Source organism: Pseudomonas sp. FW305-20, assembly GCF_058788075.1.
The window spans coordinates 21632-44126 of record NZ_JBYTAJ010000015.1 but is presented as its reverse complement, the minus strand read 5'-3'; the positions used below and the strand labels follow the sequence as shown (position 1 = coordinate 44126).

Sequence of the window (22495 nt, the reverse complement as noted above, 5' to 3'; positions counted from 1 at the left end):
CCGCCTCATAGACTTGATTACAGATTCTGCGTTACGAACGAGAGCATCTGGTCGGCAGTGGAGATCACCTTGGAGTTCATCTCGTAAGCGCGCTGAGTGGTGATCATGTTGACCATCTCTTCAACGGTGCTGACGTTCGAGGTCTCGAGGGTGTTCTGCAACGTGGTGCCGAAACCGGCCAGGCCCGGGGTACCGACTTGTGGCGCGCCGCTGGCCGCAGTTTCCAGGAACAGGTTGTTGCCCACCGCTTGCAGACCGGCCGGGTTGATGAAGTCGGCGGTTTGCAGGTTGCCGATCACTTGGGAGGCCGGGTTGCCGGTAACGGTGATGGACACGGTGCCGTCGCGACCGACCGTGAAGGTCTGGGCATCGTTCGGGATGACAATGGCCGGTTCCAGGGCGAAGCCGCTGGCGTTCACGATCTGACCGTTGGAGTCGAGGTGGAATGTCCCGTCACGGGTGTAGGACGTGGTGCCGTCCGGCTGCAGAATCTGGAAGAAGCCGCGACCGTCGATGGCCATGTCCAACGGCTGCTCGGTGGTTTGCAGGCTGCCGGCGGTGAAGTTTTTCTGGGTGCCGACAATGCGCACACCGGTACCCAATTGCAGACCCGATGGCAATTCACTGTCCTGGGTCGACTGGGCGCCTGGCTGGCGTTTGATCTGGTAGAGCAAGTCCTGGAACTCGGCGCGGTCACGTTTGAAACCCGTGGTCGACACGTTGGCCAGGTTGTTGGAAATGGTCGTCAGGTTGGTGTCCTGGGCGGACAGACCTGTTTTGGCAACCCATAGAGCCGGAAGCATTCGATTCTCCTCGTGCGCCTGTTTTACGGCGCGACGTTCTGATAATTAGCTGATCTGCAAGACCCGAGCCATGGCCTGGTCGTCTTCTTTGGCGGTGTTCATCATCTTGATGTGCAGCTCGAACTGCTTGGCCAGGGCCAGCACCGAGGTCATCTCTTCCACGGCGTTGACGTTGCTCGACTCAAGGAAGCCGGACACCAGTTTGACGTCGGCATCGGCCTGCGCCGGCTTGCCGTCCTTGGTGTGGATCGAACCGTCCAGGCCTTTGGTCATGTTCTTGAAATCCGGGTTGACCAGTTTGATGCGGTCGACTTCCGCCATCACGCGCGGACCTTCGCCCATCGCACGAATGCTGATGGTGCCGTCCTCGCCCACTTCGATTTGCTGCTCGGGTGGCACGGCAATCGGCCCGCCATTGCCCATCACCGGCATACCATTGCCGGCCCGCAGCACGCCCAGGGCGTCGACATTCAGGCTGCCGGTGCGCACGTAGCTTTCGCCGCCATCAGGGTTCTGCACGGCGATCCAGCCATTGCCTTGCACCGCGACATCGAGGTCGCGACCGGTTTGCACCAATGCGCCAAGGGAGAAATCGGTGGCCGGACGCTCGGACAGGGCAAACGCACGCGCCGGAAAGCTGTCGCCGAACACCGGCATCGAACGCGCCTGCTCCAGGTCTTTCTGGAAACCGTTGGTGGAGATGTTCGCCAGGTTGTTCGCATGAGCCTTCTGCGCCAGTGCATTCTGGCTGGCGCCGGTCATTGCCACATAAAGGTACTTGTCCACACTCTTTCCTCTGCATGCCGGACGTTTGCCGTCCACCGCTGTACTGCTGAGCCACAAGCAATTTGCAGACCAACTTTTTTCTGGCGGCGCAGGGCCCGGCAAACAAAGGACTTGATGGGTTCAGGAGGGATTGGAGGATTGTGTCGAAGACGAAAAACCGGCGGTGTTATGCCGCTTCGAGGCAAGTGCTGACCTTACTGACCGATTCGCTGATCGTTCCCACGCGGAGCGTGGGAATGCAGCCCGGGACGCTCCGCGTCCCAAAGCGGACGCAGAGCGTCCATTGAGGCATTCCCACGCGGAGCGTGGGAACGATCAGGCGCTGCCGGGTTCTTTGCCGACTTCGTACTCACGCAACTTATTGGCAATAGTGGTGTGCGAAACCCCCAACCGCTTGCCCAATTGGCGACTGCTCGGATGCTCGGAATACAAACGCTCAAGCACCGCTTTCTCGAAACGCCCGACAATCTCGTCCAACCCACCCTCAAGTGAGAAATCGCCAAGCGGCTGACGCACGCCGTAGTCCGGCAGGCGAATATGTTCGGCCTTGACGGTCCCGCCCTCGCACAAAGAAACCGCCTGGAACAATACGTTTTCCAATTGCCGAACATTGCCCGGCCAATGGTAGTGACTGAGCCGTTCCATCGCCGCCGGCGCCAGTTTCGGCAGCGGGCAACCAATTTGCCGACTGGCCTGATCGAGGAAGTGTTCCACCAGCGGCGTCAAACCATCGAGGCATTCGCGCAGGGGCGGAATGTGCAGTGAAAGCACGTTCAAGCGGTGATACAAATCCTGGCGAAACTCACCCCGCGCGCACAACTCGGACAGGTCGACCTGCGTCGCGCAAATCACCCGCACATCCAGATAAACCTCTTCATCACTGCCCACACGACGGAAGCAACCGTCCTGCAGGAAGCGCAGCAACTTCACCTGCAAGCGCGGGCTCATTTCCCCGACACCATCGAGAAACAGCGTACCGCCTGCCGTCAGCTCCAGCAGACCGAGCTTACCCTCGGCCCGCGCCCCCTCGAAAGCGCCGGGGCCGTAGCCGAACAGCTCCGTCTCAGCCATGGATTCCGGCAGGCCGGCGCAGTTGAGCGCCATCAACGGTGACTGCCCCCGCGGACTCGCCAGATGGCAGGCGCGCGCCAACAACTCTTTACCGGTACCGGTTTCGCCTTCTATCAATAGCGGCGCATCCAGCGGCGCCATGCGTCGGGCTTCGCGCACCACCGCGGCCATCACCTTCGAGCTCTGGAAAATGCTGTCGAAACCGCGCAACTCCTGCTTGCGCACGTTATAGATGCGCTCACCGACCCGGTCGGCGCGGTGCAACGTGAGTACCGCACCGGCCATTGCTTCGCTGTCGTCATGCTCCGATTGCAGTGGCGCAATGTCGGCGAGAAACACGTCGCCCTTCACTTTCACCCGCAAGCCGTTGATCCGCGACTTGTTGGCGCGCACCAGTTCCGGCAAGTCGAAATCCTCGGCGTAACGCGACAACGGAATCCCCGGCACCTCATCGACCCGCACGCCGAGCAACTGCGCCGCCGCGCGGTTGGCCGCGACGATCGAGCCGCCCATGTCGATCGATAGCACCGGAAATTCCAAGGCGCCGAGCAACGCATTGAGTTCCATGTGCCGACGTTCGCTGGGCATCAGCCCTACACGCTTGACGCCGAATACCCCGCCGATCGCCTCAAACTTCGGACGCAACGCCTGAAACTGAATGTTGATCAGGTTCGGGCAGTGCAGATAGATCGCGTTGCCATGCTCACCGCCGACTTCGCCGCGAGCGACGTTGATCCCGTACTCCACCAGCAAGTTGAGAATGTCGCGCAGGATGCCGATGCGGTTCTGGCAGTGGACTTTGATACGCATAAAAACGCCCGAAACAGGAGTGATTGAGGGCCTGAGCAGGGATTTTTCTGCGCAGACACCAACTTAGTCGTCAAGATTATGTGACACCTGCACGCCATTTCAAACCCGCCAATCTCAATCCCTGCGCCATTTCAGTCGATCCGTAACGATTACTTTACAAAAATCGACGATTTTTCCTACGCACAGCGCGACTCGGGCGCTGCAACACTGCATTTCTGAGGTATTTCTAGGTCCATAGCTGTACACACAACAAGAACGAATCCCCTAGCAGGAGAGCAGCATGAAGCAGACGCAATACGTGGCTCGCGAGCCCGATGCGCAAGGTTTTATCGACTACCCCGCCGAAGAACACGCGGTGTGGAACACGCTGATCACTCGCCAACTGAAAGTGATCGAGGGTCGTGCGTGCCAGGAATACCTGGACGGTATCGAAAAACTCGGTCTGCCCCACGACCGCATTCCGCAACTCGGCGAGATCAACAAGGTCCTCGGTGAAACCACCGGGTGGCAGGTTGCCCGGGTGCCCGCACTGATCCCCTTCCAGACCTTTTTCGAATTGCTCGCCAACAAGCAGTTTCCGGTGGCGACGTTTATTCGTACCCGCGAAGAGCTGGATTACCTGCAAGAGCCGGACATTTTCCACGAGATCTTTGGCCACTGCCCGCTGCTGACCAACCCCTGGTTTGCCGAATTCACCCACACCTACGGCAAACTCGGCCTACAGGCTTCCAAGGAAGAACGCGTGTACCTGGCGCGCCTGTACTGGATGACCATCGAGTTCGGCCTGGTCGATACAGCTGAAGGCCTGCGCATCTATGGCGGCGGCATTCTCTCCTCGCCGAAAGAAACCGTTTACTGCCTGTCAGACGAACCTGAGCATCAGGCCTTCGATCCGCTGGAATGCATGCGCACGCCGTATCGCATCGACATCCTGCAACCGCTGTACTTTGTCCTGCCGAACCTCAAGCGTCTGTTCGACCTCGCCCACGAAGACATCATGGGCATGGTCAAGCAAGGCATGCTGTTGGGCTTGCACACACCGAAATTTCCGCCAAAGGCTGCGTGATCCGCAGCTTTTAGAATCAAGTGAGCCTGTCAGGAACCGACGCTTTGGTTTAGCGTGGTGAATTGACGGCCGAATTCCAATAATTCGATTTCAGGAACCCATCATGTCCACATTGAACCAAGCCCATTGCGAAGCCTGCCGCGCCGATGCCCCTCAGGTCAGCGACGAAGAACTGCCGGTACTGATCAAACAGATTCCTGACTGGAACATTGAAGTGCGCGACAGCGTGATGCAGCTGGAAAAAGTTTTCCTGTTCAAGAACTTCAAACACGCACTGGCGTTCACCAACGCCGTTGGTGAAATCTCCGAGGCGGAAGGTCACCACCCAGGCCTGCTGACCGAGTGGGGCAAAGTCACCGTGACCTGGTGGAGCCACTCCATCAAGGGCCTGCATCGCAACGATTTCATCATGGCCGCGCGCACTGACGAAGTGGCGAAGGACGCCGAGGGCCGCAAATAATGCATTTCGACGCCATCGGCCGAGTACCCGGCGACCCGATTCTCGGCCTGATGGAGGCCTATGCGCAGGACCCCAATCCGCGCAAATTCGACCTCGGCGTGGGCGTCTATAAAGATGCCCAAGGCCTGACACCGATTCCCCAGTCCGTGAAACTCGCCGAGCAACGTCTGGTGGATCGCCAGACCACCAAGACCTACATCGGTGGCCACGGTGAATCGGCGTTCGGCAAGGCCATCGTTGAATTGGTGCTGGGCGCCGATTCCCCGCTGATTGCCGAACAACGGACCGGGGCGACGCAAACACCGGGCGGCACCGGCGCGCTGCGCTTGAGTGCCGACTTCATCGCCCAGTGCCTGCCGGGCCGTGGCGTGTGGCTGAGCAACCCGACCTGGCCGATCCACGAAACCATCTTCGCGGCAGCCGGGGTCAAGGTCAGTCATTACCCGTACGTGGGCAGCGATAACCGCCTCGATGTCGAAGCGATGCTCGCCACCCTCAACGAGGCGCCGAAAGGCGATGTGGTGCTGCTGCACGCCTGCTGCCATAACCCGACCGGTTTCGATCTGTCCCATGACGACTGGCGCCGAGTGCTGGACGTGGTGCGCAGTCGCGATCTGGTGCCACTGATCGACTTCGCCTACCAAGGCTTCGGCGATGGCCTGGAACAGGACGCCTGGTCGACCCGGTTGTTCGCTGCCGCGTTGCCGGAAGTGCTGATCACAAGCTCCTGCTCGAAGAACTTCGGCCTGTACCGCGATCGCACCGGTGCGCTGATTGTCTGCGCGAAAACCGCTGACAAGCTGGTGGATATCCGCAGCCAACTGGCCAACATCGCCCGCAACCTGTGGTCGACACCACCGGATCATGGCGCGGCTGTGGTAGCGACCATCCTCGGTGATCCAGAGCTGAAAAGCCTCTGGGCCGACGAAGTGGAAGCCATGCGTTTGCGCATCGCCCAGCTGCGCAGCGGTTTGGTTGAAGCGCTGGAACCTCATGGTTTGCGCGAGCGCTTTGCGCACATCGGCGTGCAGCGCGGGATGTTTTCCTACACTGGTTTATCGCCGGAGCAGGTCAAACAACTGCGCGATCATCACAGCGTTTACATGGTCGGCACCGGCCGGGCCAACGTCGCCGGAATCGATGCGACACGCCTGGATCTGCTGGCCGAAGCCATCGCCGAAGTCTGCAAGTAATCCCTATCGCACCAATGATCGTTCCCACGCTCCGCGTGGGAATGCCTCGACGGACGCTCCGCGTTCGGCTTTAAAGCGACGCAGAGCGTCCCGGGCTGCATTCCCACGCAGAGCGTGGGAACGATCGTCTGCGCCACTGCCGCAGACCTGTCTAGACAATCCCATCCGTCGCAACAATTGGATATAAAAGTCTATTTGTCATTTCTTCTGCTGTATCCTCCCCAAGCTTTTTAAAAGCGCGGATCTACCAGATCTATCAACAGACTTTGCGAGGAGCGCGATATGCACGAGATCCCTAATCTCCCCTTCCCAAGCCTGCACGAAACTGAGCAGACGCCCACGCAACAAGCCGGCGCCCAACAGCCCGAGCCGAAAGAAGCCACTGAACGCCGCAAGGCCGACAGCGAAGACTGATTCACCTGCAATGCCAGACCGTGTGGAAAGCGCTAACATGCGCTTTCCACACCGCCTGAATCCTTGAGCCCCCCATGACCGACGACTTCAGCGAAACCCAAGCCAGCGTCTTGATCGGTACTACCGAGAAGATGATCGAGATCTGGAATCGCCTGTCCCCCGAGAAACGCGCCGCGCTGCTCGCCCGTTTCGGCAGCGAAGAAAACGCCCTGGCCGCCCTGGTCACCACGCACCTGGTCGCTCCCGCGAAACCCTGATTCATCCCCACCCGGCAAATAGTTTTACTTTTTCCACGACCCGCGACCGTTAGCGCCGCTATCATAAGCAGCCTATCTATCCTGCTTCCCCGTGGATCTTTACCCATGTCTGAAAACCAGCGCCCCCAGGCGGTCACGCTGCAAGTCGTTTCCATCGTCCTGTTCACCTTCATCGGCTACCTGAATATCGGCATTCCCCTGGCCGTGCTGCCGGGCTACGTCCACAGCGATCTGGGCTTCGGTGCGGTCATCGCCGGCCTGGTGATCAGCGTGCAATACCTGGCCACCCTGCTCAGCCGTCCGTATGCCGGGAAAATCATCGACAACAAGGGCAGTAAACTCGCCGTGATGTACGGCCTCGCCGGCTGCGGCTTGAGCGGCGTGTTCATGCTGATTTCGGCCTGGACCCAAAGCCTGCCGACCTTGAGCCTGATCAGCCTGCTGATCGGCCGTCTGGTACTCGGCAGCGCGGAAAGCCTGGTGGGTTCTGGCTCGATTGGCTGGGGCATCGGCCGGGTCGGCGCGGCGAACACCGCCAAAGTCATTTCCTGGAACGGCATCGCCAGTTATGGCGCGCTGGCGGTCGGTGCACCGCTGGGCGTGCTGCTGGTCAGTCAATTGGGTTTGTGGAGCATGGGCGTGAGCATCGTGTTGCTGGCCGTCCTCGGCCTGGTGCTGGCCTGGCCGAAGACCGCAGCGCCGATTGTGGTCGGTGAGCGGCTGCCGTTCATGCACGTGCTGGGGCGCGTACTGCCACATGGTTGCGGCCTGGCGCTGGGCTCCATCGGTTTCGGCACTATCGCGACTTTCATCACGTTGTATTACGCCACGCAGCATTGGGACAACGCGGTGCTGTGCTTGAGTTTGTTCGGTGCCAGTTTCATCGGTGCGCGGCTGTTGTTCGGCAACCTGATCAACCGCCTCGGCGGCTTTCGCGTGGCGATTGCCTGCCTGTCGGTGGAAACCCTCGGCTTGCTGCTGCTGTGGCTGGCGCCGGACGCTCATTGGGCATTGGCCGGTGCGGCGCTGAGTGGGTTCGGTTTCTCGCTGGTGTTCCCCGCGCTGGGGGTGGAAGCAGTCAATCTGGTACCGGCCTCAAGTCGTGGCGCGGCAGTCGGGGCTTATTCGTTGTTCATCGATTTGTCGCTGGGGATCACCGGGCCGGTGGCGGGTGCGATTGCGGCAGGCTTTGGCTTTGCCTCGATCTTCCTGTTCGCTGCACTCGCCGCGTTGAGCGGTCTGGCACTGAGTGTTTACTTGTACCGGCAGGCGCCGAAGCATCTCAATGAAAAGTACCGGGAAGAACGCCAAACCCGCTAAAAATCGACCTTGCCGCGTCCAGCCTTGATGCTGCCGCGCTTGGTCTTTGACTCCAACCGACGCTTCTTCGAACCGAGGGTCGGCTTGGTCGGGCGACGTTTTTTCTCGACCTTGGTGGCACTGAGGATCAACTCGGTCAGCCGTTCCAGCGCGTCCGCACGATTGGCTTCCTGCGTGCGGTATTGCTGGGCCTTGATGATCAACACCCCGTCGCTGGTAATGCGACTGTCACGCAGCGCCAGCAACCGCTCCTTGTAGAACTCGGGCAAGGACGAGGCCGGAATGTCGAAACGCAGGTGCACGGCACTGGAGACCTTGTTGACGTTCTGCCCACCGGCGCCCTGGGCGCGGATGGCGGTCAATTCGATCTCGGCATCCGGCAGATGCACGTTGTTGGAAATCACCAGCATGGAAAAGCGTCCGGGTTCAGGGCGCTCAGGATACCGCGAATAAACTGAAAGAATGCGGTCCCCGTAGGAGTGAGCCTGCTCGCGATAGCGGTGTGTCAGGCAACTAAGATGTTGACTGACACACCGCTATCGCGAGCAGGCTCACTCCTACAAGGGATTTGTGTAAAACCCGAAAACAACAAACCCGGCACATGGCCGGGTTTGTTGTGTCTGCGCTTACATTATTTCGCTACGGAACCCGCAGCCTGCAGTGCGTGCCGGGCGCTGCGTTTGTTCTTGATGCCGTAGCAAATCCACATGAATGCGACCCACACCGGAATCGCATACACCGAGATCTGAATCCCCGGAATCAGCAGCATCACGCCAAGAATGAACACCACGAACGCCAGGCAAACATAGTTGCCGTACGGGTACCACAGGGCCTTGAACAGCGGCGTCTGTTTGGTCTTGTTCATGTGCTGGCGGAACTTGAAGTGCGAGAAGCTGATCATCGCCCAGTTGATCACCAGGGTGGCAACCACCAGCGACATCAACAGTTCCAGCGCGTTTTGCGGGATCAGGTAGTTCAGCAAAACGGCAATCAATGTCACCGCCGCCGAAGCAAGGATCGAACGCACTGGCACGCCGCGCTTGTCGATCTTCGACAAGGCTTTCGGCGCATCGCCCTGCTCGGCCATGCCCAGCAACATGCGGCTGTTGCAGTAGGTGCCGCTGTTGTACACCGACAGCGCCGCGGTCAGGACCACGAAGTTGAGAATGTGCGCAGCGGTGTCACTGCCAAGCATCGAGAACACTTGAACGAACGGGCTGCCGCTGTAGGAGTCGCCCGACGCATTCAGGGTCGTCAACAGGCTGTCCCATGGCGTCAAGGAAAGCAGGATAACCAACGCGCCGATGTAGAAAATCAGGATCCGGTAGATCACCTGGTTGATGGCTTTCGGGATCACGGTTTTCGGCTTGTCAGCTTCCGCTGCGGTGAAACCGAGCATTTCCAGGCCGCCGAAGGAGAACATGATAATCGCCATGGCCATCACCAAACCGCTGACGCCATTCGGGAAGAAACCGCCGTGGACCCACAGGTTGGTCACCGAGGCTTGGGGGCCGCCGTCGCCGCTGACCAGCAGATAGCTGCCGAGTGCAATCATGCCGACGATGGCCACGACCTTGATGATCGCGAACCAGAACTCCGCCTCACCAAAGACTTTGACGTTCGCCAGGTTGATCAGGTTGATCAAGACGAAGAAACCGGCTGCCGAAACCCAGGTCGGGATATGTGGCGCCCAGTAGTGGATGTATTTGCCGACCGCGGTCAGCTCCGACATGCCCACCAGAATGTACAGAATCCAGCAGTTCCAGCCCGACAGGAAGCCGGCGAAACCGCCCCAGTATTTATGGGCGAAGTGGCTGAAGGAACCGGCGACTGGCTCTTCGACGATCATTTCGCCGAGCTGGCGCATGATCATGAAAGCAATGAAGCCGCAGATGGCGTAGCCGAGGATCATCGACGGGCCGGCGGATTTCAGTACACCGGCCGAGCCAAGGAACAGCCCGGTACCGATCGCGCCACCGAGGGCGATCAGTTGAATGTGGCGATTTTTCAGGCCGCGTTTCAGCTCGCCTGAATGCGAGTTTTGTCCACTCATGAAAAGGGTCTCACGCAAGGTTTGATGATGTTCGTTAGACGTTGCTGCTCGGGTGCGATCTCAAGCAGCGCCGATCAAACCCCAGCGAAGGCAAAAGGAGTTCAGCGTTTTTACAACGGTCATGCGTCACCTGTTTGTTTTTATCTGTGACGAAATCGAACCCGACACGCTTGTGGCGCAACGGAGTGAACAAGGCGGATAGCCTTGAGGTTTGCGCAGATGCGCAGGAGGTCACAGTTAAAACGCGGCGCATTGTACACCTGTAACCCCCTGCTACCAGACACTGCTGGATCAGCGTGTCATTTGCCGGGATTGCCTGTGTCCGCCACGAGGTTCTCGGGCGGCTGCAAAAATTGAGTCAGACCTTTGCGGGTCATCGATGGGAACGATGGAAAAACCGCTCCACGGGGGAGATGGAGATAAGTCACGGCGTACATTGCGCCTCCTTCTTGTTATGCACCTGCACGACAGGCATGGGGCGCATCTCACCCTTCTCGCGTGACTGAAACAAGCGGGCCAGAGCCGTGCGCACGGCCTGAATGGCTGCTCGGCGGAAGGTTTTCCTTACATCCCTTGCGCAAGCGTCAAACCAAGGGCTTTGGGGCTTGATTTCGTCAGCAATTCTTTACATGCCGTAACGTAAATTTGCCGAATCAGATCTGGCTGTAGGCTGACTGCAAATTGACGGTAGGAAGCTTCCTAAGGAAAAGATCGAGTTAGTTTTTTGTTTTTTATTAACAAATTGTTCAACGAAAAACAGAATAAAAAGTTCAAACAAATCTTATTTGATTATTTTTTTGCAATTTAAAAACCTGTGAACTAGGTTTTCAGCGACTTGCCAAGACGCATCGATCAGCAAGTTGGCGGGTTGTTCAATGACTGAAAACGCGCCGCTGCACTTACCGAAAAAGTCATCTAGGAGATTCACAATGCAAGCACTTGAAAAAGACTTGGAAACTGAACTGCAAACTGGACGATTGGTTTGAAGCACCGACCCATGACGCCGCCGTTGAAATGATGCAAGCCGATGCGGTTGTTCCGTTCGGCACGGCGATGTGGCCTCTGTAAGACATCCCGGCAGGCACGATCCGGCCGGTTGTGCCTGCCACTTTTTCTCGGTTTGTCAGGGAGGACTACATGGATAAGCAACGCGCCATATCGCATTTCCTTTACTACCTCGAACATCACCCTGCCCTTGTCGGCATCACTCCGGCGAAGGTATTGATCGGCCACACAGCTGATTACCAGGCACTGACGAGCGCCATCGCCGAACAGGCCGGTGCCAGCCCTCGCTTCAGTTTCAGCGCAATGCGACTGGACCTGGAACCCACGGAATTGCTGGCCCAGACGATTGCCGACAGTGATCTGTACATTTTCTTCTACGACTCTTCCACCCTGCCCAATCCACGCCCCGATGGCCCGGATTTTGTCCGCGCGCTGCAAGGCGTCATGGCCGAGAACTGGAAAAAGTCGCTGCTGTTCAAGGATTACGGCGATTACTTCTACGACACGTTCAGTGTCACCCCGCAGCGCATTGCCGGGTTGAACAGCCACTTGATCCAGCGCATGTCCCATGCCACCACGTTAAGTTTCAAGGATGATCACGGTTCGTGGTTTGAAACACCGTTGAGCAGCATCAAGAAGTGGACCGACATCAACGGTGTAGGCAACTTCGATTTGGCGCCTGGTGAGATTGCTACGCACAGCGAAGCCATTAATGGCAGGGTCAAGTTCATGGGGACTTTTCTCGGCACTATTCCATTTGCCCGCAAATACGGGGTACTGGAGTCGCCGCTGGAGTTGTGGATCGAGAACTCGACTATCAGCAAAATCGCCACCGAGGTGCCGGGGCTGGAACATGACTTCAACAAGTACCTGGAGGCCAATCCATCCAATCGACGAATTGAGGAGTTGGGGATCGGCACCAATGAAGGCGTTAAGGCATTGTATGCGCGCAATGCCGGATTCGAGGAGCGCCATTGCGGGCTGCACCTGGGATTGGGCGGTGGCGCGAAGGGTAGCCATCATCTGGACCTGATTTTCTCCAGCGGCGTGTTGGCGCTGGATGATGAGCCGGTGTTTGATGGGCGGTTTGTGTTCTGACTGATCGACTGATCGTTCCCACGCTCCGCGTGGGAATGCATCAATGGACGCTCTGCGTCCGCTCTTGAGATGTGACGCAGAGCGTCACGGGCTGCATTCCCACGCGGAGCGTGGGTACGATCAGAAAAACAGACAAAAAAAACGCCAACCCGAAGGTTGGCGTTTTTCATGGAGCGCTTACCGATTACTCAGGCTTGCGACGACCGAAGCCCGGACGCTGGCCCGAACCGGCTGGTGCACCACGGCGTTTGCCCGAGGGTGCGTCCTTGTCGACCAGAACGATGCCTGGACGCTTCTTCGCCGGAGCCTTGGCCGGGCGCTTGGTGTCGGAAGGACGGTCTGCCACAGGCGTACCGCGACCCGACTCACCACGAGACTCGCCACGACCGGCCGGAGCACCGCGGTCGCTACGACCACCGCTTGGCGCACCGCGGCCTTCGCCGCGCTCGGTGCGACCATTGGCCGGACGTGGCGTGCGTGGACCGCGCTCGCCGTCAGCACGAGGTGCTGCTGGCTTGCGGGCTGGGCGCTCGCCTTCGATATGCGGTTCACGGGTATCACGCGGCGTAGCAGCGGTCTGGTTACCGATGGCTGGACGCAACGAACGCACGCGCTCGGTCTTGCCCATCGGACGCGACGATTTACGCTGCATGCGATCGAGCTTGTCTTTGCTCTTGGCGTTCATCTGCGGCATGGCCACCGGGGTCAAGCCGACTTCAGCACTCAGAATATCGACTTCGTACTGGCTCATTTCGCGCCAGCGGCCCATCGGCAGGTCGGAGTTGAGGAACACCGGACCGAAACGCACGCGCTTCAGACGGCTGACCACCAGACCCTGGGATTCCCACAGACGACGAACTTCGCGGTTGCGACCTTCCATCACCACGCAGTGGTACCAGTGGTTGAAACCTTCGCCACCTGGCGCCTGCTTGATGTCGGTGAACTTGGCCGGGCCGTCTTCGAGGACGACGCCTGCTTTCAGACGCTCAATCATCTCGTCATCGACTTCACCACGGACACGCACCGCGTATTCACGGTCCATTTCGTAGGAAGGGTGCATCAGGCGGTTGGCCAGCTCACCGTCGGTGGTGAACATCAGCAGGCCGGTAGTGTTGATGTCCAGACGACCGATGTTGATCCAGCGACCTTCTTTTGGTTTCGGCATCTTGTCGAAAACGGTCGGACGACCTTCCGGATCAAGGCGGGTGCAGATTTCGCCGTCCGGCTTGTTGTACATGATCACGCGGCGTACCGACTCGGCGGCTTCTTCGCGCTTGATCACCTTGCCATCAATGGTGATGGCGTCGTGCATGTCGACGCGCTGCCCGAGGGTGGCGTCTTTGCCATTGACCTTGATGCGGCCGTGGCTGATCCAGGCTTCCACGTCACGGCGCGAGCCGACGCCGATACGGGCGAGGACTTTCTGCAGTTTTTCGCCTGCTGGGCCGATTTCCTGGTCGTCTTTCTGGTCTTTGATACTCATCTGGGCACCTCCCGGTGTGGTCTGTAAAACGGGGTACTTGGCGAAGGGATCGCCGAAGGGTCGCGAATCATACGCTCATGGGAGCGTTCGCGCATCAGAGACTAGCTGATCAATGGCGACTTACCTGTTTTTCCGCCGACCGGCTTGTGCAGGAGCCGAGCTTGCTCGCGATGACGTCGGCATATTCAACATCAAGGTGACTGGAAGACCGCTATCGCGAGCAAGCTCGGCTCCTACAGTTCTTGAAGATCGTTCCCACGCGTGGGAACGATCAGTCAGGTTAATCGTCTTCGAATGCGCGGCGTTCGGCCTCGATTGCTTCGGCGAGGGCTCGGGCTTCGGCTTCTTCGTCGGTCAACTCGGGCTCGGGCTTGTGTTGTTCAAGGGCGGCGACAGCGGCCAGGAGTTTCTCGCGAGCTTCGGCAACGCCAAGCACATCATCTTCCTGCTCTTCTTCCTGCTCTTCTTCGACTGTGGCTTCGGGCTCGATCTGAAGTTCGACTTCGATCACAGGCTCGGGCAGGTCCACAATCTCTTCGGTCCCGCTCACCTCACCATCACGCAACAGATCGTCGAAGTCGGTCTTGAGCCCCTCCTCCATGGTGTCGAGCTCCAGCAACAGCGTATGGAAACTGGTTTCTTCCTTCGGCTCTTCCGGCTCGGCGCTGGCGTCGGCCAACTCTTGCAGTGCGGCAGGCACCGGCGCGTCGTCGAAATCGAGCACCGGATCAGGCTCAAGCTCGCGCAATTCGGCCAGCGGCGGCAAATCGTCGAGGTTTTTGAGGTTGAAGTGATCGAGAAAGGCCTTGGTGGTGGCAAACATCGCTGGTTTACCTGGCACGTCGCGGTAGCCGACGATGCGAATCCACTCGCGCTCCAGCAAGGTTTTCACGATGTGACTGTTGACCGCCACACCCCGCACGTCTTCGATCTCGCCCCGGGTGATCGGCTGGCGATAGGCGATCAGCGCAATGGTTTCGAGCATGGCGCGGGAATAGCGCTGCGGCCGCTCTTCCCACAAACGTCCTACCCACGGCGAGAACTTTTCGCGGATCTGCAAGCGATACCCGGAGGCCACTTCCTTCAGCTCGAAGGCGCGGCCGTCGCAGGACTTGGCGAGAATCGTCAGGGCTTTCTTGAAGACCGGCGGCTCCGGCCGCTCACCCTCTTCAAAGAGTTCGAACAGGCGTTCAAGCGATTGCGGTTTTCCCGAGGCCAGCAGAAAGGCTTCAAGCAGTGGCGCCAGCTCGCGGGGTTCAGTCAGGTTCATGATTCAACTCGTTATTCGGCTCGGGCCCGCACGTGGATCGCTGCGAACGGCTCATTCTGCACCAGCTCGACCAAGGATTCCTTGACCAGTTCGAGGATCGCCATAAAGGTTACCACCACCCCCAGACGTCCTTCCTCAGCGGTGAACAGCTCGGCAAAGGGCACGAAACCGCCGCCCTTGAGGCGCTCCAGCACATCGCTCATGCGTTCGCGGGTGGACAGTGCCTCGCGGCTGACCTGGTGACTTTCGAACATGTCGCCACGGCGCAACACTTCTGCCATGGACAACAACAGCTCTGAAAGACGCACGTCCGGCAACAGCTTGCGCGCCCGGGCTTCCGGGGCGTCGAGCTTGGGGACGACCACGTCACGACCCACACGGCTCAGGCCATCGATGCCTTCGGCTGCGGCCTTGAAGCGTTCGTACTCTTGCAAGCGGCGAATCAGTTCGGCGCGAGGGTCATCTTCTTCGGCTTCGATCGTTTCGGCACGCGGCAGCAGCATCCGCGATTTGATCTCGGCCAGCATTGCGGCCATGACCAGGTACTCGGCGGCCAGTTCCAGGCGCACCGACTGCATCAACTCGACATAGCCCATGTATTGCCGGGTAATTTCCGCTACAGGAATGTCGAGGATGTTGATGTTCTGTTTGCGGATCAGGTACAGCAGCAGGTCGAGGGGGCCTTCGAAGGCTTCGAGAAAAACCTCAAGCGCATCCGGCGGAATGTACAGGTCCAGCGGCATTTCCATGACCGCCTGGCCATAGACCATCGCGAAGGGCAGCTCTTGCTGGGCTCCGGCCTGACTGTCAACCACGGGTTCTACTGCAGACATCTACGCCTCGGCCATGAACGGCGTCGGGTCGCCGCAACCCACGCGGATCACTTCCGGCTCGCCGTCAGCGAGGTTGATCACGGTGGACGCCTTGATCCCGCCGAAACCGCCGTCGATGATCAGGTCGACCTGATGCTCGAGCAACTGGCGCATTTCGTAAGGATCGGTCATCGGGTCGGTGTCGCCGGGCATGATCAGGGTCACGCTCATCAGCGGTTCGCCGAGTTCTTCCAGCAGCGCCAGGGCAATCGGATGGCTCGGTACGCGCAGGCCGATGGTGCGTTTTTTCGGGTGCAACAACAGCCGCGGGACTTCGCGGGTGGCGTTGAGAATGAAGGTATACGGACCCGGCAAGTGGGCCTTGAGCAAGCGAAAAAGACCGGTATCGATCTTGGCGAACAGCCCCAGTTGCGACAGATCGCTGCAAATCAGGGCGAAGTTGTGCTTGTCATCCAGACCACGCAATCGACGCACGCGCTCCACGGCATTCTTGTCACCGATCTGGCAACCAATGGCGTAGGAAGAGTCTGTGGGATAAATCACCACCCCGCCTTTGCGGATGATCTCGACAGCCTGTTTGATCAGGCGCGCTTGCGGGTTTTCCGGATGAATCTGGAAAAATTGACTCACATTCTCTACCTGTTCAGACGGCGGCAATAATTGGGTCATGTTTGAATCGACACCACAGTGGTGGCAAATCTTCCGGAAGCGGGCGGTACTCACCGATCTCGGACCAGCCTCCAGGGCCATGAAAATCACTGCCGGCGCTGACCAGCAGACCGAACTCACGGGCGAGAATCGCCAGGCTGCCCACTTGCTCGGCGGGCTGATGGCCATTGACCACTTCGATAGCGTGGCCCCCAGCTTGAATATAGTCAGAAATCAGCCGGCGACGCTTGCTGCGAGTGAAATCGTAGTGCCACGGATGCGCAAGGCTGACCCAGGCCTTGGCGGCACGCAGGGTTTCGACCGTGTCTTCCAGGGTTGGCCAGTGTTGCTTGACGTCCCCCAGTTTGCCGGCACCCAGCCATTTGCGGAACGCTTCGGCGCGATCCTTGACGAAACCTTCACGCACCATCCAGTCGGCGAAATGCGGACGGGCCGGCGCGTTGCCGCTGTCGCCCAGTTCCTGCTGGATGGCCCGGGCACCTTCCAGCGCACCCGGCATGCCTTTCAATGCCAACTTGCGGCTTATTTCTTCGGACCGTAGCCAGCGGCCATCGTGCAATTTTGCAATGGCCTCGACCAACGGCACAGCGTTGACGTCGAAACCATAGCCCAGCACATGAATGGTCGCGCCGCCCCAGGTGCAGGACAATTCGACGCCGTTGACCAGTTGCATCCCCAGCGCGGTCGCCGCACTGCGAGCCTCGTCGAGGCCCTCGAGAGTGTCGTGATCGGTCAAGGCCAGGACTCGCACGCCTTTCTCGAACGCACGCGCAACCAGTACTGCAGGCGCGAGAGCGCCATCGGAGGCCGTGCTATGGCAGTGCAAATCAACATTCACAGGACTTTTTTACCTCAATTCAGCTGGCGCTATCGCGCGCCCATATGTTTGTTATTATGCCGCCACATCCTGCTTCTGGCTGCCACTGTGAAACAATTCATCGATTTCATCCCGCTCCTGCTGTTCTTCATCGTCTTCAAACTCGATCCCCGGGTCGTCGACATTGCCGGCCACGAGGTCACTGTAGGCGGTATCTACAGCGCCACTGCCATGCTGATCCTCAGCTCCCTGGTGGTTTACGGCACGCTGTTCATCAAGCAGCGCAAGCTGGAGAAGAGCCAGTGGCTGACCCTCATCGCCTGCCTGGTCTTCGGTAGTCTGACCCTGGCGTTCCACAGCGAAACCTTCCTGAAATGGAAAGCGCCGGTCGTGAACTGGCTGTTCGCCCTGGCGTTCATCGGCAGCCACTTCATCGGCGAGCAATTGCTGATCAAACGCATCATGGGCCACGCGCTGACCCTGCCGGAGCCGGTCTGGACTCGCCTGAACATCGCCTGGATCGGCTTTTTCCTGTTTTGCGGTGCCGCCAACCTGTTCGTCGCGTTCACGTTCCAGGAATACTGGGTCGACTTCAAAGTCTTCGGCAGCCTGGGCATGACGCTGCTGTTCCTGGTTGCGCAGGGCATCTACCTGTCCCGCCACCTGCACGACGCCGATACCACAACGCCAAAAACCGAGGACTGACATGCTTTACGCAATCATTGCCACAGACGTCGCCAACTCCCTGGAAGCCCGCCTGGCCGCACGGCCTGCACACCTTGAGCGCCTGCAAGCGCTCAAAGGTGAAGGTCGCATCGTTTTGGCCGGTCCACACCCGGCAGTCGACAGCAATGATCCTGGCGCTGCGGGTTTCACCGGCAGCCTGATCGTCGCCGAATTCGATTCCCTGAGCGCCGCGCAGGCCTGGGCCGACGCTGATCCGTATATCGCCGCAGGCGTCTACGCCAACGTTTCGGTCAAACCGTTCAAGCAAGTCCTGCCGTAATATCTCCCCGCGCGATGAACCTTATCGGTTCATCGCGCTCTCAACGCTCATTATTCTCGTTTGCCGGCCGACAACCTGCCCAATACTCGTATTGGAATCAGGAGTGGCGATGCGCAAAGGTCCGTTGTGTCTGATGTTGGTGACGTTATCGATTGTGGCCCCTGCCCACGGTGAAGAAAGCGCCGAGGGCGGCAGCTCGACACCGCTGTCCCTGAGCGCCGGCAGCCAGATCACCGAGTTGCAACAGCGCTTGAAGGCAAGCGAACAGCAACGAGAAGAACTGAGCAAACAGCTGCAAAATACCGATGCCGAACGCGAAAGCGCCCAGCTAAGCCGGTTGCGCCAAGAGAATCAGCGTCTCAAGCTGCAACTCAAGGAAACCCAGGCCAGCAGCTCGCTGCCGCGTCTATTGACCGATCAGCAACAGTGGTTCGTCATCGGCGCCGGGGTAGCGCTATTGGCGCTGCTCTGCGGTATCTTCGCCAGTGGTGCCACCAGAAAACGTAGGCAATGGCTAAATTGAGTGAGTCATGAGCGAGCTGTTATTAATTGATGATGACCAGGAGCTGTGTGAGCTCCTGAGCAGTTGGCTGAGCCAGGAAGGCTTTCAGGTCCGCGCCTGCCACGATGGTCAGAGCGCCCGTCGCGCACTGGCCGAAACATCGCCGGCAGCCGTGGTGCTGGATGTAATGCTGCCGGATGGCAGCGGCCTGGAGCTGCTCAAGCAATTGCGCAGCGATCACCCGGACTTGCCGGTGCTGATGCTTTCGGCTCGCGGCGAGCCGCTGGACCGCATCCTTGGCCTGGAACTCGGCGCCGACGATTACCTGGCCAAACCATGCGACCCACGGGAATTGACCGCCCGCCTGCGCGCCGTGTTGCGCCGCAGTCATCCGGCAGCGGTGTCCAGTCAGCTGGAACTGGGCGACCTGTGTTTCAGTCCGGTACGTGGCGTGGTCAGCATCGATGAACAGGAGTTCACCCTCACCGTCTCCGAAAGCCGCTTGCTCGAAGCCCTGCTCAAGCAACCCGGCGAGCCGCTGGACAAACAGGAACTGGCGCAAATCGCCCTCGGCCGCAAACTGACGTTGTACGACCGCAGCCTGGACATGCACGTCAGCAACCTGCGCAAAAAGATCGGCCCGCACCCCGACGGCCGCCCACGCATCGTGGCCCTGCGCAGCCGCGGATATTACTACAGCCTCTAAAACCCAATGCAAAACGTTGTCGCAGCTGTCGAGCCCCAGCGAGGCTGCGTTCGGCTGCGAAGCAGTCGTAAGTTCTGGATACGCGGCTAACTTGAAAAAACGCATCGCCTGATTTCACGACTGCTTCGCAGCCGAACGCAGCCTCGCTGGGGCTCGACAGCTGCTACATCGGTCATGTTTGGTCAGTGAAATTGGTGAAAGTGATGGATTTGTCAGGTCAATCTGAAATCGTCTTTACCTAAGCTTTACGCTCAGCTGACCGCCGCTGACCTTGATCTGCGTAATCTGTACTCATCCGGAACGTACCGGGAACGAGACAAGGAGATTCACCATGCGCAAGACTCTTATCGCTCTGATGTTCGCTGCCGCCCTGCCGACCGTTGCCATGGCCATGCCTGAAGGTGCCGGCCCGATGGACGGCTCACACCATGGCGGTCAGATGCACGGCATGCACGGCAAAGGCCCGTACAGCCAGCTGGACCTGAGCCGCGAACAGCGCGAGCAGATCCGCAAAATCATGGGCGAGCAGATGCGTGAACGTAAGCAAGTGGTCGACAAGTACCTGGAAAAACTCTCGCCAGCCGACCAGAAAGCCTTGAAAGATGAAATAGCGGCCAACCACAAGAAAGCCGAAGCCGACGTGCGTGCGCTGCTGAAACCGGATCAACAGAAGCAATTCGACGAGATCCAGAAAAAACAGGCTGAACGTCGCGCCGAATGGGCCGAGTTCAAGGCCTGGAAAGCGCAACAGCCGCAAAAGGCGCAGTAATGTTCTAGCGACATATCACAGCCCGACGGTTAATCGCCGTTGGGCTTTCTTTGCTGAGGAGTTTCTGTGCGCTCATTGTTCTGGCGTATTCTGGCCAGCTTCTGGTTGGCCATCGCTCTGGTTGCCGGGCTTTCCATTCTGCTGGGCCACATGCTCAACCAGGACGCCTGGATTCTCAGCCGCCATCCAGGCCTCAATACCTTGGCCGAACAGTGGACGCAAACCTACGAATCACAGGGTGAAGACGCGGCCCAGGACATTCTGGAACAGCGCAAGCGCCAGTATCATATCGACGTTCAAGTGCTCAATGAGAGCGGCGATCCGCTGGTGCGCGGTACCTTTCCACGCCGGGCGGCCGCCTTCGAAGCGCGCCAGAACAACGACGACCGTCGCCTGCCATGGCGCCGGCTGACCGATGAGTACACCAGCGCAAAAACCGGCGACACCTACCTGCTGATCTACCGTATTCCGCACCCCGAACTTGACGCGTGGCACCGCGAAAGCCTGCTCTGGCCGCTGAGTGCGCTGGGTATAGCGTTGGTGGTGCTGACCTTGTTCAGCCTGTTCGTGACGATGTCCATTACTCGCCCACTCAACCGCTTGCGCGGCGCGGTGCATGACCTGGGGCAAACCACCTACCAACAAAACAGCCTGGTGAAACTGGCCAACCGGCGCGATGAATTCGGCGTGCTGGCCAACGACTTCAACCGCATGGGCGCGCGCCTGCAAAGTTTGATCGGCAGCCAGCGGCAGTTGTTGCGGGATGTGTCCCACGAGCTGCGTTCACCGCTTGCCCGGCTGCGCATCGCGCTGGCACTGGCCGAGCGAGCCAACCCTGAAGAACGCCAGAAACTCTGGCCGCGCCTCACTCGAGAGTGCGACCGACTGGAAGCGCTGATCAGCGAAATCCTGGTTCTGGCGCGGGTCGATGCCGACAACGCCAGCGCTGAAGAGATTGATCTCAATGCGCTGCTCAACACGTTGCAAAAGGATGCTCAATTGGGTTCGCCGGAGCAGAACGTGCACCTTGAGGCCGAGTCGAATCTGAACCTTAAAGGCTGGCCGACGATGATCGAGCGCGCCGTCGACAACCTGCTGCGTAATGCTCAACGGTTTAACCCGGTGGGGCAATCGATTGAAATGCAGGCGGTGCGCCAGGGTGAGCGGATTGTGGTCAGTGTGCGCGACCATGGGCCGGGTGTAGAGGCTGCGCATTTGAGCCGATTGGGCGAGCCGTTCTACCGGGCACCGGGGCAGACGGCGGCCGGACATGGCTTGGGGTTGGCGATTGCGCGCCGTGCGGCGGAACGGCATGGCGGGAGTCTGGTGCTGGCTAATCATCCCGATGGCGGGTTTATCGCCAGCCTCGAATTACCGTTAGTGCCGGGAGTCGCCACTTAGATGATCGTTCCCACGCTCCGCGTGGGAATGCAGCCCGGGACGCTCTGCGTCCCATTGGAACGCGGAGCGTCCCTTGAGGCATTCCCACGCAGAGCGTGGGAACGATCCTTACGCGGCTGGCCAGGCGCTGACGAATTCGGCCAGGTCGACTTTCTCCGCCACGCGCGGCTCCTTCTGCGGCGTGCCGAGGTAAAGGAACGCGATCACTTCTTCCCCTTCAGCCAGGCCCAAGCCCTTGGCCACATGTTCCGAATACGCCAGTTCGCCCGTGCGCCATACCGCGCCAATCCCTTGCGCATAAGCCGCCAGCAAAATCCCGTGAGCGGCACACCCCGCCGCCAGCCGTTGTTCGGACTTCGGATACTTGACGTGATCCTGCAATCGCGCGATCACCACCACCACCAGTGGCGCGCGCAGCGGACCGTTACGCGCCTTGTCCAATACCGCCTCGGACACTTCACTGTCCTGCTGCTTCGCCGCCTCGGCCAGCAACTCGCCCATTTGCTCGCGCGCCGCGCCTTCGACGGTCAGGAAACGCCAAGGCTGCAAGTGGCCATGGTCTGGCGCTCGCATTGCGGCGCCAAACAGCACTTCCCGCTGTTCTGCGGTGGGCGCCGGTTCTATCAGTCGTGGAACGGAAACACGGTTGAGCAAAGCGTCGAGAGCCTGCATCGGCCACCTCCTGAAAAAAATGTTTGGCTAT

The 22495-nt window shown here is 59.3% G+C and carries 25 protein-coding genes; 14 read left to right on the top strand and 11 right to left on the bottom strand.

The window, feature by feature from the left end:
• Positions 1 to 17: 17 nt before the first annotated feature.
• The 3 genes from flgG to AC3WP4_RS15015 all read right to left on the bottom strand — a co-directional run bounded on the left by flgG (position 18) and on the right by AC3WP4_RS15015 (position 3470).
• The gene (flgG, locus tag AC3WP4_RS15025) at positions 18 to 803 is read right to left on the bottom strand and encodes a flagellar basal-body rod protein FlgG (RefSeq protein WP_059407583.1); all 786 of its coding nucleotides are present in this window, start codon (positions 801 to 803) and stop codon (positions 18 to 20) included.
• Between the two features lie 45 nt (positions 804 to 848).
• Positions 849 to 1589, bottom strand: a complete 741-nt coding sequence (locus AC3WP4_RS15020) for a flagellar basal body rod protein FlgF (protein WP_102615922.1) — start codon at positions 1587 to 1589, stop codon at positions 849 to 851.
• 315 nt (positions 1590 to 1904) lie between these two features.
• Complete coding sequence (locus AC3WP4_RS15015) at positions 1905 to 3470, bottom strand: sigma-54-dependent transcriptional regulator (protein WP_074874485.1); 1566 nt, start codon at positions 3468 to 3470, stop codon at positions 1905 to 1907.
• A gap of 280 nt (positions 3471 to 3750) precedes the next feature.
• Between AC3WP4_RS15015 and phhA the strand changes: the two genes are divergently transcribed.
• The 6 genes from phhA (at position 3751) to AC3WP4_RS14985 (ending at position 8180) form a co-directional block, all read left to right on the top strand.
• Positions 3751 to 4536: a phenylalanine 4-monooxygenase gene (gene phhA, locus AC3WP4_RS15010; RefSeq protein WP_074874484.1), complete on the top strand. Its 786-nt coding sequence runs from the start codon at positions 3751 to 3753 to the stop codon at positions 4534 to 4536.
• Positions 4537 to 4639: 103 nt separating this feature from the next.
• Positions 4640 to 4996 carry a 4a-hydroxytetrahydrobiopterin dehydratase gene (locus AC3WP4_RS15005; RefSeq protein WP_008030478.1) on the top strand — a complete coding sequence of 119 codons (357 nt, stop codon included), beginning with the start codon at positions 4640 to 4642 and terminating at the stop codon, positions 4994 to 4996.
• Entirely contained in the window at positions 4996 to 6189 is a 1194-nt protein-coding gene (locus AC3WP4_RS15000; RefSeq protein ID WP_074874482.1) for an amino acid aminotransferase, read from the top strand. Before AC3WP4_RS15005 ends, AC3WP4_RS15000 begins: the two co-directional genes overlap by 1 nt.
• A 282-nt stretch (positions 6190 to 6471) precedes the next feature.
• On the top strand, positions 6472 to 6603 hold the full coding sequence (locus tag AC3WP4_RS14995; protein WP_008156098.1) for a hypothetical protein: 132 nt from the start codon (positions 6472 to 6474) through the stop codon (positions 6601 to 6603).
• Positions 6604 to 6677: 74 nt separating this feature from the next.
• Positions 6678 to 6860: a hypothetical protein gene (locus tag AC3WP4_RS14990; RefSeq protein WP_074874481.1), complete on the top strand. Its 183-nt coding sequence runs from the start codon at positions 6678 to 6680 to the stop codon at positions 6858 to 6860.
• Between the two features lie 105 nt (positions 6861 to 6965).
• Positions 6966 to 8180, top strand: a complete 1215-nt coding sequence (locus tag AC3WP4_RS14985) for an MFS transporter (RefSeq protein WP_102615923.1) — start codon at positions 6966 to 6968, stop codon at positions 8178 to 8180.
• Here the strand turns inward: AC3WP4_RS14985 and arfB are convergent.
• On the bottom strand, positions 8177 to 8590 hold the full coding sequence (arfB, locus tag AC3WP4_RS14980; RefSeq protein ID WP_003222786.1) for an alternative ribosome rescue aminoacyl-tRNA hydrolase ArfB: 414 nt from the start codon (positions 8588 to 8590) through the stop codon (positions 8177 to 8179). The two genes, AC3WP4_RS14985 and arfB, sit on opposite strands and share 4 nt — an antisense overlap.
• Positions 8591 to 8811: 221 nt before the next feature.
• Positions 8812 to 10233: an amino acid permease gene (locus AC3WP4_RS14975; RefSeq protein ID WP_076030148.1), complete on the bottom strand. Its 1422-nt coding sequence runs from the start codon at positions 10231 to 10233 to the stop codon at positions 8812 to 8814.
• Positions 10234 to 11172: 939 nt separating this feature from the next.
• Between AC3WP4_RS14975 and AC3WP4_RS14970 the strand changes: the two genes are divergently transcribed.
• Positions 11173 to 11301, top strand: coding sequence for a hypothetical protein (locus AC3WP4_RS14970; protein WP_256581235.1), 129 nt, complete (start codon positions 11173 to 11175; stop codon positions 11299 to 11301).
• Between the two features lie 69 nt (positions 11302 to 11370).
• Positions 11371 to 12336: a M29 family metallopeptidase gene (locus AC3WP4_RS14965; RefSeq protein WP_102616510.1), complete on the top strand. Its 966-nt coding sequence runs from the start codon at positions 11371 to 11373 to the stop codon at positions 12334 to 12336.
• A 184-nt stretch (positions 12337 to 12520) separates the two neighbouring features.
• Here AC3WP4_RS14965 and rluB read toward each other — a convergent pair whose 3' ends face one another.
• The 5 genes from rluB to AC3WP4_RS14940 all read right to left on the bottom strand — a co-directional run bounded on the left by rluB (position 12521) and on the right by AC3WP4_RS14940 (position 17429).
• Positions 12521 to 13819: a 23S rRNA pseudouridine(2605) synthase RluB gene (gene rluB / locus AC3WP4_RS14960; RefSeq protein WP_074874473.1), complete on the bottom strand. Its 1299-nt coding sequence runs from the start codon at positions 13817 to 13819 to the stop codon at positions 12521 to 12523.
• Positions 13820 to 14099: 280 nt separating this feature from the next.
• The gene (gene scpB / locus AC3WP4_RS14955) at positions 14100 to 15089 is read right to left on the bottom strand and encodes an SMC-Scp complex subunit ScpB (RefSeq protein WP_102616511.1); all 990 of its coding nucleotides are present in this window, start codon (positions 15087 to 15089) and stop codon (positions 14100 to 14102) included.
• A gap of 11 nt (positions 15090 to 15100) precedes the next feature.
• The gene (locus AC3WP4_RS14950; protein WP_008156118.1) at positions 15101 to 15922 is read right to left on the bottom strand and encodes a segregation and condensation protein A; all 822 of its coding nucleotides are present in this window, start codon (positions 15920 to 15922) and stop codon (positions 15101 to 15103) included.
• Positions 15923 to 16552 (bottom strand): L-threonylcarbamoyladenylate synthase, encoded by a 630-nt coding sequence (locus tag AC3WP4_RS14945; RefSeq protein ID WP_102616520.1) that lies wholly within the window; start codon positions 16550 to 16552, stop codon positions 15923 to 15925.
• Positions 16553 to 16565: 13 nt separating this feature from the next.
• Complete coding sequence (locus AC3WP4_RS14940; RefSeq protein ID WP_033053481.1) at positions 16566 to 17429, bottom strand: PHP domain-containing protein; 864 nt, start codon at positions 17427 to 17429, stop codon at positions 16566 to 16568.
• An 87-nt stretch (positions 17430 to 17516) separates the two neighbouring features.
• Between AC3WP4_RS14940 and AC3WP4_RS14935 the strand changes: the two genes are divergently transcribed.
• The 6 genes from AC3WP4_RS14935 to AC3WP4_RS14910 all read left to right on the top strand — a co-directional run bounded on the left by AC3WP4_RS14935 (position 17517) and on the right by AC3WP4_RS14910 (position 21792).
• Entirely contained in the window at positions 17517 to 18113 is a 597-nt protein-coding gene (locus tag AC3WP4_RS14935) for a septation protein A (protein WP_074874463.1), read from the top strand.
• Position 18114: 1 nt separating this feature from the next.
• Entirely contained in the window at positions 18115 to 18414 is a 300-nt protein-coding gene (locus tag AC3WP4_RS14930; protein WP_047532085.1) for a YciI family protein, read from the top strand.
• Between the two features lie 109 nt (positions 18415 to 18523).
• Entirely contained in the window at positions 18524 to 18937 is a 414-nt protein-coding gene (locus AC3WP4_RS14925) for an SH3 domain-containing protein (RefSeq protein ID WP_074874461.1), read from the top strand.
• Positions 18938 to 18944: 7 nt separating this feature from the next.
• On the top strand, positions 18945 to 19622 hold the full coding sequence (locus AC3WP4_RS14920) for a response regulator transcription factor (RefSeq protein ID WP_027922300.1): 678 nt from the start codon (positions 18945 to 18947) through the stop codon (positions 19620 to 19622).
• 331 nt (positions 19623 to 19953) lie between these two features.
• Complete coding sequence (locus AC3WP4_RS14915; protein ID WP_074874459.1) at positions 19954 to 20391, top strand: Spy/CpxP family protein refolding chaperone; 438 nt, start codon at positions 19954 to 19956, stop codon at positions 20389 to 20391.
• A 66-nt stretch (positions 20392 to 20457) separates the two neighbouring features.
• Entirely contained in the window at positions 20458 to 21792 is a 1335-nt protein-coding gene (locus AC3WP4_RS14910; protein ID WP_102616512.1) for a sensor histidine kinase, read from the top strand.
• A gap of 108 nt (positions 21793 to 21900) precedes the next feature.
• Here the strand turns inward: AC3WP4_RS14910 and AC3WP4_RS14905 are convergent, their stop codons facing one another.
• Complete coding sequence (locus AC3WP4_RS14905) at positions 21901 to 22464, bottom strand: NAD(P)H nitroreductase (RefSeq protein WP_074874453.1); 564 nt, start codon at positions 22462 to 22464, stop codon at positions 21901 to 21903.
• Positions 22465 to 22495: the final 31 nt, after the last annotated feature.